The sequence below is a fragment of the Paracoccus albus genome (assembly GCF_027913035.1).
Taxonomy (GTDB): domain Bacteria; phylum Pseudomonadota; class Alphaproteobacteria; order Rhodobacterales; family Rhodobacteraceae; genus Paracoccus; species Paracoccus albus.
In genome coordinates this window covers 1,420,036-1,434,352 of sequence record NZ_CP115775.1, presented here as the reverse complement: position 1 = coordinate 1,434,352, position 14,317 = coordinate 1,420,036, and the positions used below count along the sequence as shown (strand labels likewise).

Genomic DNA, 14,317 nt, shown 5'->3' with positions numbered 1-14,317 from the left:
GAAAACTCCATTGCATTGGCTGGTCGTGGCGCAGGGCGCGCATCATCTGTCCAAAGTCACTTGGGTTTGCGCCTCGTGCTCGCTTATCAGAAGCTGCTCTGTTTCCTCGACATCCTCCTCTGCCGCGATCCACACTCCGTCACGCATGGCGATCACGCTGCGCAGCAGTTGGGCGATGCCTTGCAGAAACAGCAGCAATCCGGCTGCGACGAGAACGGTTTTGAACTGATAGATCGGGATGCCTGCCGGACTGTTCACGCTGACCTCGCTGTATTGCCAGGAACGGGCAGAGTATTTCCAGCCCGACAGGATCAGTGCGGTGATGCCGGGAAAGAAGAAGATCAGATACAGCACGAAATCCACCGCGCCCTGTACCCGGACCGGCCAAAGACGATACAGGAAATCGCCGCGCACATGGCCGCCACGCGACAGCGTATAGGCCCCGCCCATCATGAACAGCGTGCCATACATGATGAAAGACACATCCAGCGACCATGTGGTCGGGCTGCGCAGGACGTAGCGGACAAAAACCTCGTAGCTGACACCGAATGTCATCAGCAGGATCAGCCAGCCGAACGTCTTGCCGTACCAGGCCGAGACGCGGTCGGCAAAGTGGATAAAAGATATCATGCAGCCCTCTGCGATCTGCGCCGCCCCCGATCTGGAAGGGGGCGGCGCAAAGGTATTAAAGTTTCAGCTCACCGGGGAAGAAATGCTCATAGGCAAGCGCGTAATCCGGCTTGTCCATGAGTTCATAGAAGACGGTGCGCTTTACCCACTCACGCTGAGAGTCCATGATCTTCTTGATCATCTCATCGCCTTCAAGCTGGGTGATCATATCCGACCAAGCATCAAGCTGCGCCTGCTGGATGTCCTGCGGCGTCTTGTGAATGGTCACACCGGATTCGTCGCGCAGTTTCATCAGGTCGGATGAATAATTGTCCAGTGCGAAGGCGGTGTTATAGGTCGAAACCGCCTCGACCCCGTGTTCCAGTATGGCCCGCAGATCGGGTTCCAGATCTTCCATCACATCGCGGTTGAACAGAAATTCGAACGCCTCTGCCGCCTGGTGGTAAGAGCCCATGTAATAGTTCTTCGCCACATCCTGCGCACCGAAGCGCAAGTCGGAAGAGGGGTTGTTGAACTCAAACGCGTCGATCACGCCGCGTTCCATTGCAGGCACGATTTCGCCGCCCGGCAGCTGTGCGACCGACATGCCCATTGATTGCAGCAGATCGGCGGCAAGGCCAACTGTGCGGTATTTCATGCCGTTGATATCTTCGACCGTGCTGATCGGTTCCTTGAACCATCCGAAGGGCTGGGCGGGCATCGGGAAGGCGAACATGCCGATCACGTTCAGGCCCATGACATCCTGCGTCAGTTCCCGATACAGGTCGCGCCCGCCGCCCGCGTAATACCAGCTGAGCATATTGGTCGGATCGCCGCCAAAGACCGGCCCCGTGCCGAAAAGTGAAGCCGCCTTATGCTTGCCATACCAATAGGCCGAAACCGAATGGGCGATGTCGATCACGCCGTCGCTGACGCCGTCCATGACCTGAAACGCGCCCACGACCGCACCGGCGGGCAGCAGGTCGATCTGGATCCGATCCCCCGACATGGCCTGCACGCGGTCGACATATTGCTGCGCCATGGTTTGCCAGATGTCAGAGGCCGGCCAGCTGGTCTGCATTTTCAGAACAAGCGGCGACTGCGCCAATACCGCCGGTGCCGCCAAAAGCGATGTCGCTGCCGCGCCACCTGCAATTGTGCCGCCGCGGCGTAGAAACGAACGACGTGATACAGTCTCGGCCTTCTTGGAGTCCAAGGTCATAATATTCCTCCCATGTTGCAGTTTGCAGCTCGTTTGTTATGGCTGCGGTTCTTATTCTTTAAGTTTGTAATATCTGCACAGTGTCTGGCAATCTTTTTTTGGTTTTGCCAGTTTTCGGAATGACTTTGCAGCGCTGCAAAGCTTTCCTTCAGTGCTGTCTTGGCGCAGTTATTGCTGGCAAATTATGTGCAGCAGCAACAATGCAGTAAGCAGCGCGTCAATCTGGTTTCAACGAAGATGCCCGGATCGTATCGTATTATTGGGGCGCAGGTCGCCATGGCCCCCCTTGCCGCGTGGTTGGGGTGGACTATTCCGATTCTTTTTGTCAGTTTATTGGCGATTGCCGGTGGCCAGAGCTTTGGCCGCGGCTATCCAGATATTTTTGTCAACGATTATGGCGAGCAGTAATGAGCAGTCACGAAATTCAGCGTTTTCCAATCACCCTTCGCGAGTTGGAGGTCGTCGCCGTCACAGATCTGACACCACATATGCGTCGCATCACCCTTGGTGGTCCGCAGCTGGGCGCTTTCGACGTGGGGGGCAAGATGCAGGCGGCGATGAAATGTCTTGGCCCGGACGACCATGTGAAGCTGTTCTTTCCTGATCCGAAAAGCGGTATCCTCAGCCTGCCTCAGCAAGGTGACGGGCGGCTGCACTGGCCCGAAGACCCGCCAGCCATTTCACGCGAGTATACGCCTCGGGCATTTGATGAGAATGCTGGCGAGCTGGTGTTGGATTTCGTGCTTCACGGGCATGGCATTGCCGGACTTTGGGCGGCATCGGCCACACAGGGCGACAGGATTCATGTCGCGGGACCGCGTGCGTCGAAACTGTTCCCCCCGGCTTCCTCCTATGTGCTGCTCGGCGATGAAACTGCCATTCCCGCCATCGCCAACTGGCTGGAGATGATGCCTGCGACGACAAGGGCGGATGTTCATATCCTCGCGGCGGCCCTTTCCGCGCAAATCCCGCTGGACGGTCCGCCGGGTGCTACCGTTACATGGCACGCGCAGGATACCGCCGATACGGACGTTCTGGTGCGGCTGTGCGGGACGCCTGCGCCCGACAGCTTCGTCTGGGCCGGGGCAGAGCGTTCGGCCATCACCGCGCTGCGTGAGCATCTGGACCAGATCGGCCACCCGAAAGAGCTGTCGCACGTGTCCAGTTACTGGACGTTGGCGGCATAGCGCGATCGTTCTGGCGGGCTGTAACCGGACGGATCACAAGACGATCAGCGAAGCATGAAGCGCAACGCGGCATCGGCCAGCTTGCCGAATGGTGCCCGTATCAGGTTTGCGGCGTTCCATTTGTGCTGGCTGTAGATGCCCTTTGCGTGGCTGAAAGCGCGAAATCCCTCGACCCCGTGATAGGCACCGATCCCGCTGGCCCCAACGCCGCCGAAGGGCAGGTCGTCCTGCACATAGTGCATCAGCGTGTTGTTGATTCCGACATTACCCGAAACCGTCCGCGTCAGCACCTTTTGCCGCGCCGCGTCGTCATCACCGAAATAGTATAGCGCAAGCGGGCGCGGCCTTGCATTGACATAGGCAATGGCCTCTTCAATGCTGCGATATGTGATGACAGGCAAGATTGGCCCGAAGATCTCCTGCTGCATCACCTTCATCTCTTCGGTGACGTTCAGCAGCAACGACGGCGGCAGCTTCTGTGTGCCCGCGTTTTGCGGCGCCTCTGCAAGGGTTATCACATCTGCGCCCTGAGCCTCTGCATCTGTCAGCAGACCTGTCAGCCTTTGAAAATGGCGGTCATTGATAATGGCGCTGTAATCTTTGCTTTCGGCCCCGCCCGGATACATTTGCGACACGGCTTTGACATAGGCCGAACGAAAGTTTTCCACGTCATCAGCCTGCAAAAGGACATAATCCGGCGCGATGCAGGTTTGACCCGCATTGGCCAGTTTGCCGAATGCGATATTGGCCACATTTTCCTCTGTCGCGTGACCGGGGGCGATGATGGCCGGGGATTTTCCGCCAAGCTCCAGCGTGACCGGAACGAGGTTTTCGGACGCGGCCTTCATGACGGCGCGGCCGACCTGCGTGCTGCCTGTAAACAGCAGATGATCAAAGGGCAGCGCGGTAAAGGCGGCCCCGACTTCGGCATCGCCGTTTATGACCGCCACCTGATCCTGCGCAAAGTTATCTGCAAGAATTTCTGCCATGAGACTGCTGGTTTCGGGCGTATATTCCGACGGTTTCACCATCACTCGATTGCCCGCCGCAAGGGCGGTCGCCAACGGCATCATCGCCAGCGAAAGCGGATAGTTCCAGGGCGACACGACGCCGACCACACCCAGCGGCTGATAGGCGACATAGGCGCGTCCGGATTGATAGGTCAAAGCGACATGGCGGCGCTCTGGACGCATGAAGCGGCGCAGGTTCCGGCGAAGATAGTCGATCCCCTGCACGGTCGGCACGATCTCCATCAGGGCCGTTTCATGAGGGGAGCGGTGACCAAAATCAACGCTGATCGCCGATTCTATCCGTGCGCGGTTGGCGATGATGGCCTGACGAAGCTTTTTCAGATCGGCCCTGCGCTGCGCGAGATCCGGCGGGTCACCTTGCAGAAAAGCGCTGCGCTGCAACTGCAGAATATCGGCTGGATCGTTCATGATGTCACCTGAAGTTGACAATGGTAACTTTACAGTCAGATAGGGTGTAATGTAGATGCTGTCAACATTCGATGAAAACCTGTGTGGGAGAGGGCGGAAAATGGCCAGGAAAGCGTATCATCATGGCGATCTGCGGCGCGCGGTTATCGACACCGCCATGGCGATGCTGGTTGAGGACGGCGATTGGCGCTTCACCTTGCGAGAGGTCGCCCGCCGTGCCGGTGTCAGCCACGCCGCGCCGTATAAGCATTTTGCCGATAAATCCGTCTTGCTGGGCGAACTGGCCCTTATCGGCTTTGACCGGCTTTACGAGGCTCTTCAGGTTCCCACGCGTGATAGCGGCGATTTCGATGCTGAATTGATTGGCATGGCCCGGGCTTATCTGAACTTCGGCGCCCGGAACCCCGCGCTCTACCACCTCATGTTCGGTGCCGATGTCGCCCGGTCGTTCGAACTGCATCTTCAGCCACGCGCGATGGCGCCCTTTCTGCTTCTGGTCGATACGTTGACGCGCGGTCAATCTGCGGGCTGGATAAGCGACCGACCGGTGCGGGGTCTGGCGGCATCGTGCTGGGCGCAGCTTCATGGGCTGACCACGCTGAGGCTTGACGGTTTGCTGCGGGTCGAGAAGGTCGGCGCAGATGCAGTGGAGGTCGCTGTGGCCACACTGCTGTCCGGGGTAAAATCAAATTAAATTAAACTCTTGAGGGTTTCATTCTGCTTCCTCTCGCAGGGTGGTGTTAACCACAATTCAACCATACGGCGAAAATTTCTGTTGACGTCTGGTATATTCCGTCCCTAGTGTTGGTATATACCACTTTGGACGATCGCCACTTTGCCGCAATATCAGAAAATCTCGACGGAACTGGAAATCCGCATCCGCAACGGCGAGATCCCGATCGGTGGGCGGTTGCAATCTGAACGTGATCTGGCCGAAGCAGCCGGAGTCAGCCGGATGACCGCGCGGCGCGCCATTCACGAACTGGTTGCAAAGGGTGTGGTCGAGGCGCGGGGTGGCAGCGGCCACTATGTCCGCAACGCTCAGATTCAGCAGCAACTGACCAGCCTGACCAGCTTCACCGAGGAGATCGAAAGTCAGGGGCGCAAAAGTTCCAGCCTTGTCGTTGTCAGCGAGACGGGCCGTCCCGATCATGAGGTGCGCGCGGCTTTGGAGCTGGGCGAGGACGAGGAAGTCCATCGCCTTGTTCGTGTCCGCCTTGCCGATGCAGAGCCAGTGGCACTGGAGACGACATTTCTTGTTGCCTCAGCCATGCCCGGCCTGATTGACGTGATAGATTTCTCGGTTACGTCGCTTTATCGCCATATCAGCGAAGCTTACGGCATCGTCCCGACCCGGGCCGAGCAGCGGCTGAAGGCGACACTCGCCGACCGCAAGACCGCCACGCATCTGCAGATCGGCGTCGGCGATCCAATCCTGAACATCCGCCGCCTGACACGCGACGCGAATGGCGTGGCGTTCGAATATGTCCGCTCCTCTTATCGCGCGGATCTGTTTGAAATCAAAGCTGAACTGAATGTGACACCGGGAAAGATTGAATGAGCCTGACCGAGGAATATTACGACCAGATCATCGCCCGCCTGAACGAAACGCGCCGGGAAACGGCAGATGCGGCAGGCGATGCAGCGCGCGCCATCGTTAAGGCCGTGCGCAATGACGGGCGCGTGTATGTGTTCGGCACGGGGCATTCCCATGTCATGGCCGAGGAACTGCATTACCGCGCAGGCGGGCTGGCCGTGACTGTCCCGATCCTGGCCGGGCCGATCATGGTGCATGAGGGCGCGGTCGCGGGCACGGTGTATGAACGGACCAGCGGAATCGTGGCCCCGATACTGGAGCGCTATGGCATCGGGCCGAATGACGTGATGATCGTCGTGTCGAATTCGGGCGTAAACGCGGCCCCTGTGGAAGCGGCGCAATTCGGCAGGGATGCAGGGGCCACGGTGATCGCGCTGACCTCTATCGCTTATTCGACTGCCGCCGCCAATGGCCGGACCCGGATCGCCGATATCGCCGATATCGTTCTGGATAACGGCTCTCCGCCCGGTGATGCGGTGCTGTCAGTGCCGGGATCGGAACTGAAGGTCGCGCCGGTGTCCACCGTGATTGGTGCGGTCATCCTGAATGCCATCTTTGCCGAGGTCGCTGCCGCGCTGTCGCAGGATGGGGATGCGCCGATCTATCGCAGCGCGAATATGCCGGGGGCGAATGACCATAACGCCCGGCTGGTTCGCAAATACCGCGGACGAAACCCGCATCTTTGAAAGCATGCCTGTCCGGAAGGGCGGACGGGCCAAACCTTGGGGGGAATACCATGAAGAAACTTCAAACCACATGCACGGCACTGGCTGTCATCCTGCCGCTGCAAGCCTTCGCTCAAGATGTCGAGCTTACCCTTTGGCATATGGAGCAGCCGCCCCACCGCGTTGAGCGTCTGCAACAGCTTATTGACGCCTTCAACGAAAGCCATGACGGCGTGACCGTCTCGCAAGAGCCGCAGAACTGGGGCGAAATCTACGCCAAGGCACCGGCGGCCTTGGCCGCTGGTGTGGGTCCCGACATCATGTTCGTGACCCCCGATTTCGTTCCGATCCTGAAACAGGTGACAGATATTCCCTCGGTCGAGGGGCTGGTGAGTGAGCTGGACAGCAAACACGACTTCATCGACAGCACGGTCGAGGCTTACAGCTATGAAGACGGGATCTGGGCGGTGCCGCTGTACAACATGGCCATGAACCTGTGGTATCGCAAAAGCGACCTGTCAGAGGCCGGGATCGAAGTGCCGCAGACATGGGACGATCTGAAGGCCGCTGCCGAAACGCTGTCGGCGGATGGCGTTTATGGTCTGGGCCTGCCTGCAAACAAACAGCTTTACACCGATCAGACGGTCTACAGCTTCATGGTGAATGGCGGCGCGACCGAAATCTTCAACGAGGACGGGACGCTGCGTTTCGACAACCCCGAAACGGTGGACAGCTATACCACCTATGCCGATCTGCAGAAGCTGTCGCCGCCCGACAGCACCTCGTGGACATGGGGCGAGGCAGAAGCCTGTTTCATCTCGGAAAGCTGTGGGATGATCCTGCAATTCTCTGTCATCACCAGCTATGACACGCAGGGTGCCGGCGATGCTGCCGATCTGGGTGTCGCGCCGATCCCGGCTAAATCCGCTGACGGCGATCACAACACCATCGCCTATGCCAATGCCGGTCTGATCCTGTCTACCGAAGAGGCAGAGCGTGAAGCGGCAGGCGCGTTCCTTTCCTTCCTGCTGGAGCCGGAAAATTACGGCAGCTTCCTTAATATGGAGCCCGGCCTGTTCATGCCCCTGACCGCGACCGGAGCAGAGGCGGAAAGCTTCTGGTCCGATCCGCTGACCGCAAAGTATCGTGAGCAGGTTGAAGGCATCATCGCCAATTCGCACAACGGCCAGCTTTTCGGCTTTACCAGCGGGCGGACCTTCCCCTCGATTGCGGCAATCTCTGCGCGGAACCTGATTGCAGAGACGTTGCAGGACATCGTTGTGCGCGGCAATTCCCCGGCCGATGCCGTGGCCGCCGGGCAGGCGCAGATGTCTGACGCGGCAGCGAACTGAAGGGCAGGGCCATGCGTCGTTCGACCCCGCTGGCGATAGCCTTTGTGGCGCCGGCAATGTTGCTGCTGGCGGGCATTTTGGGATGGCCGCTGATCTCTGCCGTCATCCTCAGCCTGCAGAATGTCCGCGCCATCGGCTCGGGCGGGGAGATGATCGGGCTCAGCCATTATGGCAAGGTTCTGTCTGATCCGACCTTCTGGGGCGCCGGGTTGAACAGTTTGATCTGGGTCGTCGCGAATGCGGTGGTCCAGACCATTCTGGCGCTGATAACCGCATTGGCCCTGCAACAGAATTTTCCCGGTGTCCGCATCGCGCGGACCTGGGTGATCCTGACATGGATCGTGCCGACCGTGGTGACGGTTATCGTCTGGCGTTGGCTGTTTTCCTCTTCCGGGGGGATGATCAACCCGCTGCTGATGCAACTTGGCCTGATCGAACGGCCCATCGGCTTTTTCAACACCCCAGCCACGGCGATGGCGACGCTGATCTTCATCAACTCCTGGCGGTGGTTTCCCTTTATCGCGCTGATGATGCTTGCGGGGCTGACCCGCATCCCGTCCGATCTGTATGAGGCAGCGCGGCTGGACGGGGCGAACAGCTGGCGGCGCTTCACGCGGATCACCTGGCCGCTGCTGGCACCGACTCTCGGGGTGTTGCTGGTGATCGGGACGCTGCTGTCTTTCAACGTCTTCGATATCATCTGGCTGCTGACCTCTGGCGGGCCTGCGGGTGGCACGCGGACGCTGCCGGTGCTGATCTACGAGACCGCGTTCAAATCCTATAACCTCAGCGAAGCGGCGACGATTTCGGTCCTTGCAACGCTGCTGCTGATGTCATTCGCGCTGCTGGCCACGCGCCATATCAGCCGGTCGGAGGCAACGTGATGCGCCGTTCCTGGCAAATGAATATCGCCCTGACGCTGTCGCTTGTGTTCCTGGGCCTGCTGATCCTGCTGCCGTTCTGGTGGGTCGTTTCCAGCTCTTTCAAAGAATCGCAGGAGATCATTTCCCGCACACCCACCATGGTGCCGCATTCCTTCACGCTTCAACATTTCCAGAAGCTTCTCGGCAGTTCGGATTACCCGGTCTACATGCTCAACAGCGTGATCGTCTCGACGATTTCGGCCATCATCACGCTGATGATGGCTGTGCCTGCAGCCTATGCATTCTTCCGGATGCGCTTTCCGGGGCGAGAGGTCATGTATCGCACCATACTGCTGGCCTATGCCTTCCCGAGCATCGTGGTTCTGATCCCGCTGTTCGGCATGTTCGTCCGCCTTGGTCTTGTCGATACGCTGACCGGGCTGGTCATCATCAACGTAACCTTCGCATTGCCGTTTTCGATCTGGATGCTGCGTTCGTTCTTTGCGGGCTTGCCATCGGAGATCGAGGAAGCTGCCGTGATGGACGGTGCCAGCACCCTGGTCATTCTGCGCCGCGTGATGATCCCGCTGATCATGCCGGGCATCGCCTCGGTTGGCATCTTCGCATTCATACTGTCCTGGACGGAATATGTTTTCACCTCGGTGCTGATCGTGTCCGATGCGAAGCGCACCGTGCCGGTCGGGTTTTCAGGCATCATCGGCCAGTATCAGATCGACTGGGGCATGTTGCTTGCCGGGGCAAGCTTTGCCGTTCTGCCCGTCATCATCCTTTTCTCTCTGGTTGGACGCTGGTTCGTCGGCGGTCTGACCGAAGGCGCCGTCAAGTAAGGAAGCCGGAACCATGTCCAGTCTCAATATCGCATCGCTGCACAAATCCTATGGTGAGCTCCAGGTGCTGCACGATATCGACCTATGTGTCGAAAGCGGCGAGTTCGTCGTCTTTGTCGGCCCGTCGGGCTGCGGCAAGTCCACCCTTCTGCGCACCATTGCAGGTCTGGAGGATGCAAATTCCGGCAGCATTCGCATCGACACGCGCGAGGTGACGCGCGTCGATCCAGCTGATCGCGGCATTGCGATGGTGTTCCAGACCTATGCACTTTATCCGCATATGACAGTCGAAGAGAATATGGCCTTCGGTCTTGAAATGTCCGGCATGTCAAAGGAGGAACGCAGGCAGGCGGTCGCGCGTGTGGCCGAAACGCTGCATCTGACCCCGTATCTGTCGCGCAAACCGCGCCAGCTTTCCGGCGGGCAGCGCCAGCGTGTCGCCATTGGGCGAGCCATTGTGCGCAATCCGCAGATTTTCCTGTTCGATGAGCCGCTGTCGAACCTTGATGCCGAACTGCGCGTCAAGATGCGGATGGAGATCGCCGCCCTGCATCAGCGCCTTGGTGCGACAATGATCTATGTCACCCACGATCAGGTTGAGGCGATGACGCTGGCCGACAAGATCGTCGTGCTGCGCGACGGGCGGATAGAACAGGTCGGCCCCCCGATGGCGCTTTATGCCAACCCGGACAATGCCTTTGTCGCCGGCTTCATCGGCTCGCCCAAGATCAACTTTTTCGAGGCGCGGGTGACGGCGCAAGCGGCAGCCGATGCGGTGACGCTGGATGTGCCGCGGCTGGGGCTGAATGGCCTGCAGGTTCGTGTGCGCGATCAGGCTCCGTCAACCGGCAGCGAGGTTACGCTTGGTCTTAGGCCAGAGCATTTCGGTGGCGCAGGTGCCGGTCGAGGCCCACAGGTCAGATTGGTTGCCGATGCCGTCGAAAACCTTGGCAGCGTGTCCTATGCTTACGCGGATACCCAGGCTGAAGAACCGATGGTGATCGAGATCAAGGATGAAGCGCTGCTGACGCCCGGTGATACGGTCATGGCAGAGGTGCTTGCAGATAAAGCTTTCCTGTTTGATGCCGGTGGCAAACGGCTCTGACCTTGGCGGGGGATGTCACCTGATGGGCAGCTATTTCATCGGTCTCGACGCCGGATCGTCGCTGTGCAAGGCGGCGGTCTTTACCGCCGATGGCCGCCAGCTGTCCGAGGCACGGCGCAAAACCCCGCTTTCGCGGCCACATAACGGATGGGTCGAAGCTGATCCCGATGCTTGCTGGCGCGCCGTTTGCGATGTGCTGCGGCAAGCTGTCGCAGAAAGCGGCGTCTCTCCGGATCAGATCGGCGGGCTGGGCCTGTCTGCGGCGATGGTCGGTGCGTGGGTGGTTGACGCGCAAGGCAACGCTCTGCGGCCCGGTATCAACTGGGAAGATAACCGCAGCCAGCCTCTTATCGATGAGATGGTGCAGGACAACCCCGACGTCATGTCGCGGATATTTCAAAGCTCTGGCTCGGCCCTGCAACAGGGCTGCACCTTGCCCGTCCTCGCATGGCTGGATCGGCATGAGCCTGACTTGCTGAACCGTGCCGCGTATGTGTTCGGGTATAAGGACTACCTGCGGATGCGTCTGACCGGGCAGGCCGCGACGGACAGGACCGAGGCTTCGGTCGCGCCGGGCGATGCAGCAGAGCAGGGGCGTAGCGAACAGATGATTGCGCTTTTCGGTCTGGGCCATCGCCGCGATCTGCTGCCGAAGGTCAGGGAATCCGGCGAACTGGCTGGCGGTCTGACGGCGGGCGCCGCCACCGCGACGGGTTTGCCACAGGGGCTGCCCGTCGCCATCGGTGCGGGCGACGTGCCTTCGATGGTCATAGGCGCGGGCGGTTTGGCCAACCAAGAGGTGACGGCGGTTCTGGGCACGACCTGTATGATTGGCACCTGCCTTGACCGACCAATGTTCGAACCCGCCAATATCGGCCTGCTGTTCTCGCTGCCCGATGGTCACTGGTTCCGGGCGATGGTCAATGTTGCGGGAACGCTGAACCTCGATTGGGTGATTTCGGTTCTGACGCCTGATCTGGCCGAAGATCCCGACCGTTACGATGCCGTGACGGCGATGGCCGAGCGCTCTGCCATCGGGGCGAATGGTGTCGTCTATCTTCCATATCTCAGCGAAAGCGGGATCATCGCCCCTGTGGTCGCGCCGGATGCGCGTGCGCAATTCGCCAATCTGTCGGCGCGCCACAACCGCGATGATATGATCCGCGCGGTGTTCGAAGGCGTCGCCTTCGCCATGCGTGATCTGATCGCGTTGCTGCCCGGCAAAAGTGAAAGTTTGCGCCTGACCGGCGGCGGCAGTCAGAGCAGTTTCTGGTCACAAATGATCGCCGACATTTTGCAGATGGAGGTCCGCGTGCCCAGAGGTTCCGAGTTCGGCGCACGCGGTGCCGCCTTGCTGGCGGCGACTGCGGTGGGGCAGTTTGCGGATGTTACTGCGGCTTCACGTGCGGTTGATGAGGCAGAGGCCTGCTATCTGCCCGATAGCACGCGCCGCAGCGCTTACGACGCGGGCTATCGGCTTTACTGCGAGGCGCGGGATCATCTGCTGCGCTGAGGCAAGTGCTCAGGAAGTCTTGGCGTCCGAAAGTCCGGCCATGATATATTGCAAAACCAAACGGTCGCGACGCTGGGCGAGATCCTGCGGCGAAGATTTCGCGTTCAGTGCCTCCATTTCACCAGCCAGCCGGTCAACGACATCAGGGGTAAGTTGGGGTGCACCCAGATCGTTCCACCATGTCTCGACATGCGGGCCGATATGCTTGCTGAAATTCCGAATGCCGCCTTCGCCGCCGCCAAGATGGAACAGGGTGGTCGGGCCAAAGGCCGCCCAACGTAAACCGGGGCCATAGGCCACGGCCTTGTCGATATCGGCAAGGCTGGCGACGCCTTCCATTGCGAGGTTGATCGACTCTCGCCAGATCGCCGCTTGCAGGCGGTTGGCGATGTGGCCGGGCACCTCTTTATGAAGCCGGACGCAGACCTTTCCCAGCGATTCATAGAAATCCCACGCCGCGTTCAGGCTTCTCTCATCGGTCAGATCGTTGCCCATGATCTCGACCAGCGGGATAAGGTGGGGCGGATTGAACGGGTGGGCCAGAACCAGCCGCGATGGATCTGACAGCCCCTTTTGCAGATCGCTGAGCCGCAGGCCCGATGTCGATGTGCCGATAATCGCCCCGGCTTTCAGGTGCTGCTCTATCCGGCTGTAAAGCTCATGCTTCAGGTCAAGGTTTTCTGGGATGCTTTCCTGAATGAAATCGGCGTCACGAACCGCCTCGGCGGGATCGGAGACGAATGTGACCCTGGACAGGTCGCCGGCCTGTGTCCAGCCAAGCGCGCTTAACGCATCTGCCGCGCCATCCACAAAAGCCGAAAACCGCTTCTGTGGATCTGGCGACGGATCGGAAATCGTCACCTGCCTGCCCGTTGCGGCGAACAGGGCGGCCCAGCTTAGCCCGATCGTGCCTGCGCCAAGGATCGCGATATGTGGAAACTGCATGTTGATAACCTTCTTCTGGCCGCGTGCGTGACAAAAATGATGCATCGCCGCGACCTTATGCGAATTGTCGTGAAAAGCCATAGCTGGCTTACCGACGTGAGATGCGCGTTGTCAGTGCATATCGTTGAAACTAACCTGACCGCAAATACCGAGGAGGAAAGTCAATGTTTGCGCGTGAACATATTGAATATGAGGCAATCGACCTGCCGGATCGCATCGATCTGAGCGATGAGGAGATGCAGTCCGCCGCCCGCGCATTCTACGAAAAGATGAAGGCGCGACACACGGTTCGGGATTTTTCAGATCGTCCCGTGGCGCGAGCTGTGATCGAGGATTGCGTCCGGACCGCAGGGACCGCGCCGTCCGGGGCCAACCATCAGCCGTGGCATTTCGTTGCAATTGCAGACCCTGCTTTCAAAAAGCGCATCCGCGACGCGGCCGAAGAGGAAGAGCGCCGGTTTTACGAAGGCGGTGCAGGCGACGAATGGCTGAAAGCACTCGAACCTATCGGCACCAATGACAGCAAGCCTCATCTGGAGGATGCGCCGTGGCTGATCGTCATTTTTGCGCAACGCTGGGGGTACTTTGACGACGGTGAGAGGTTCAAGAATTACTATGTCCCCGAAAGCACGGGCATCGCGACGGGCTTTCTGCTGGCCGCGCTGCATCATGCGGGGCTCGTTGCGCTGACGCATACGCCGAACCCGATGAAATTCCTGAATGAGATGCTGGGTCGCCCGGATCATGAGAAGGCAATCATGATCGTGGCTGTCGGCCATCCGCGCGACGATGCAAAGGTGCCGAAGGTGGCAAAGATAAAGAAGCCGCTTAATGAAATTCTTACGGTTGCTGATTAGTCATTAACCGTGAAAACTTGCCCACAAATCATACGTCGACCGAACGGAAAACTTTGATGTGAGCGAGAGCGATTCCGGTCGCATATGATTGTTTTAGATAAATTTTGCTAGAATT

General features: G+C 59.3%; 15 protein-coding genes. 11 read left to right on the top strand and 4 right to left on the bottom strand.

Features of this window, described 5'->3' with window-relative positions; genetic code table 11:
• Positions 1–42 precede the first annotated feature (42 nt).
• Together PAF20_RS07155 and PAF20_RS07150 are read right to left on the bottom strand one after the other, a co-directional pair.
• Positions 43–630 carry a TRAP transporter small permease subunit gene (locus PAF20_RS07155; RefSeq protein WP_271073019.1) on the bottom strand — a complete coding sequence of 196 codons (588 nt, stop codon included), beginning with the start codon at positions 628–630 and terminating at the stop codon, positions 43–45.
• A gap of 55 nt (positions 631–685) precedes the next feature.
• Positions 686–1,831 carry a TRAP transporter substrate-binding protein gene (locus PAF20_RS07150; RefSeq protein WP_271073018.1) on the bottom strand — a complete coding sequence of 382 codons (1,146 nt, stop codon included), beginning with the start codon at positions 1,829–1,831 and terminating at the stop codon, positions 686–688.
• A 159-nt stretch (positions 1,832–1,990) separates the two neighbouring features.
• Between PAF20_RS07150 and PAF20_RS07145 the strand changes: the two genes are divergently transcribed.
• Entirely contained in the window at positions 1,991–2,239 is a 249-nt protein-coding gene (locus PAF20_RS07145) for a hypothetical protein (protein ID WP_271073017.1), read from the top strand.
• The gene (locus tag PAF20_RS07140; protein ID WP_271073016.1) at positions 2,239–3,018 is read left to right on the top strand and encodes a siderophore-interacting protein; all 780 of its coding nucleotides are present in this window, start codon (positions 2,239–2,241) and stop codon (positions 3,016–3,018) included. Before PAF20_RS07145 ends, PAF20_RS07140 begins: the two co-directional genes overlap by 1 nt.
• A 44-nt stretch (positions 3,019–3,062) precedes the next feature.
• On the opposite strand, the gene PAF20_RS07135 is transcribed toward PAF20_RS07140, so the two are convergent.
• Positions 3,063–4,457 carry a coniferyl aldehyde dehydrogenase gene (locus PAF20_RS07135; RefSeq protein ID WP_271073015.1) on the bottom strand — a complete coding sequence of 465 codons (1,395 nt, stop codon included), beginning with the start codon at positions 4,455–4,457 and terminating at the stop codon, positions 3,063–3,065.
• Between the two features lie 100 nt (positions 4,458–4,557).
• On the opposite strand from PAF20_RS07135, the gene PAF20_RS07130 reads away from it, so the two are divergent.
• From PAF20_RS07130 to PAF20_RS07095, 8 genes are all read left to right on the top strand, one after another.
• Positions 4,558–5,151 carry a TetR/AcrR family transcriptional regulator gene (locus PAF20_RS07130; protein WP_271073014.1) on the top strand — a complete coding sequence of 198 codons (594 nt, stop codon included), beginning with the start codon at positions 4,558–4,560 and terminating at the stop codon, positions 5,149–5,151.
• A 141-nt stretch (positions 5,152–5,292) separates the two neighbouring features.
• Positions 5,293–6,018, top strand: a complete 726-nt coding sequence (locus tag PAF20_RS07125) for a GntR family transcriptional regulator (RefSeq protein WP_271073013.1) — start codon at positions 5,293–5,295, stop codon at positions 6,016–6,018.
• Positions 6,015–6,740 carry an SIS domain-containing protein gene (locus PAF20_RS07120; RefSeq protein WP_271073012.1) on the top strand — a complete coding sequence of 242 codons (726 nt, stop codon included), beginning with the start codon at positions 6,015–6,017 and terminating at the stop codon, positions 6,738–6,740. Before PAF20_RS07125 ends, PAF20_RS07120 begins: the two co-directional genes overlap by 4 nt.
• Before the next feature lie 50 nt (positions 6,741–6,790).
• A complete protein-coding gene (locus tag PAF20_RS07115) occupies positions 6,791–8,071 on the top strand; it encodes an ABC transporter substrate-binding protein (RefSeq protein WP_271073011.1) in 1,281 nt (426 codons plus the stop codon).
• 11 nt (positions 8,072–8,082) lie between these two features.
• Positions 8,083–8,955 carry a carbohydrate ABC transporter permease gene (locus tag PAF20_RS07110; protein WP_271073010.1) on the top strand — a complete coding sequence of 291 codons (873 nt, stop codon included), beginning with the start codon at positions 8,083–8,085 and terminating at the stop codon, positions 8,953–8,955.
• Positions 8,955–9,782: a carbohydrate ABC transporter permease gene (locus tag PAF20_RS07105; RefSeq protein WP_271073009.1), complete on the top strand. Its 828-nt coding sequence runs from the start codon at positions 8,955–8,957 to the stop codon at positions 9,780–9,782. The genes PAF20_RS07110 and PAF20_RS07105 overlap by 1 nt, the downstream gene beginning before the upstream one ends.
• A gap of 13 nt (positions 9,783–9,795) precedes the next feature.
• A complete protein-coding gene (locus tag PAF20_RS07100; protein ID WP_271073008.1) occupies positions 9,796–10,887 on the top strand; it encodes an ABC transporter ATP-binding protein in 1,092 nt (363 codons plus the stop codon).
• On the top strand, positions 10,871–12,400 hold the full coding sequence (locus PAF20_RS07095; RefSeq protein WP_271073007.1) for a xylulokinase: 1,530 nt from the start codon (positions 10,871–10,873) through the stop codon (positions 12,398–12,400). The genes PAF20_RS07100 and PAF20_RS07095 overlap by 17 nt, the downstream gene beginning before the upstream one ends.
• A 9-nt stretch (positions 12,401–12,409) precedes the next feature.
• Here PAF20_RS07095 and PAF20_RS07090 read toward each other — a convergent pair whose 3' ends face one another.
• On the bottom strand, positions 12,410–13,426 hold the full coding sequence (locus PAF20_RS07090) for a 3-hydroxyacyl-CoA dehydrogenase family protein (RefSeq protein WP_271073006.1): 1,017 nt from the start codon (positions 13,424–13,426) through the stop codon (positions 12,410–12,412).
• A gap of 83 nt (positions 13,427–13,509) precedes the next feature.
• On the opposite strand from PAF20_RS07090, the gene PAF20_RS07085 reads away from it, so the two are divergent.
• Positions 13,510–14,202, top strand: a complete 693-nt coding sequence (locus PAF20_RS07085) for a nitroreductase family protein (RefSeq protein WP_271073005.1) — start codon at positions 13,510–13,512, stop codon at positions 14,200–14,202.
• Positions 14,203–14,317 lie beyond the last annotated feature (115 nt).

Coding starts and splice junctions, on each gene's coding strand:
- PAF20_RS07090 (WP_271073006.1), bottom strand. CDS start 13,426: ATGGCTTTTCACGACAATTCGCATAAGGTCGCGGCGATGCATCATTTT.
- PAF20_RS07115 (WP_271073011.1), top strand. CDS start 6,791: ATGAAGAAACTTCAAACCACATGCACGGCACTGGCTGTCATCCTGCCG.
- PAF20_RS07105 (WP_271073009.1), top strand. CDS start 8,955: ATGCGCCGTTCCTGGCAAATGAATATCGCCCTGACGCTGTCGCTTGTG.
- PAF20_RS07155 (WP_271073019.1), bottom strand. CDS start 630: ATGATATCTTTTATCCACTTTGCCGACCGCGTCTCGGCCTGGTACGGC.
- PAF20_RS07130 (WP_271073014.1), top strand. CDS start 4,558: ATGGCCAGGAAAGCGTATCATCATGGCGATCTGCGGCGCGCGGTTATC.
- PAF20_RS07135 (WP_271073015.1), bottom strand. CDS start 4,457: ATGAACGATCCAGCCGATATTCTGCAGTTGCAGCGCAGCGCTTTTCTG.
- PAF20_RS07120 (WP_271073012.1), top strand. CDS start 6,015: ATGAGCCTGACCGAGGAATATTACGACCAGATCATCGCCCGCCTGAAC.
- PAF20_RS07110 (WP_271073010.1), top strand. CDS start 8,083: ATGCGTCGTTCGACCCCGCTGGCGATAGCCTTTGTGGCGCCGGCAATG.
- PAF20_RS07150 (WP_271073018.1), bottom strand. CDS start 1,831: ATGACCTTGGACTCCAAGAAGGCCGAGACTGTATCACGTCGTTCGTTT.
- PAF20_RS07140 (WP_271073016.1), top strand. CDS start 2,239: ATGAGCAGTCACGAAATTCAGCGTTTTCCAATCACCCTTCGCGAGTTG.
- PAF20_RS07085 (WP_271073005.1), top strand. CDS start 13,510: ATGTTTGCGCGTGAACATATTGAATATGAGGCAATCGACCTGCCGGAT.
- PAF20_RS07100 (WP_271073008.1), top strand. CDS start 9,796: ATGTCCAGTCTCAATATCGCATCGCTGCACAAATCCTATGGTGAGCTC.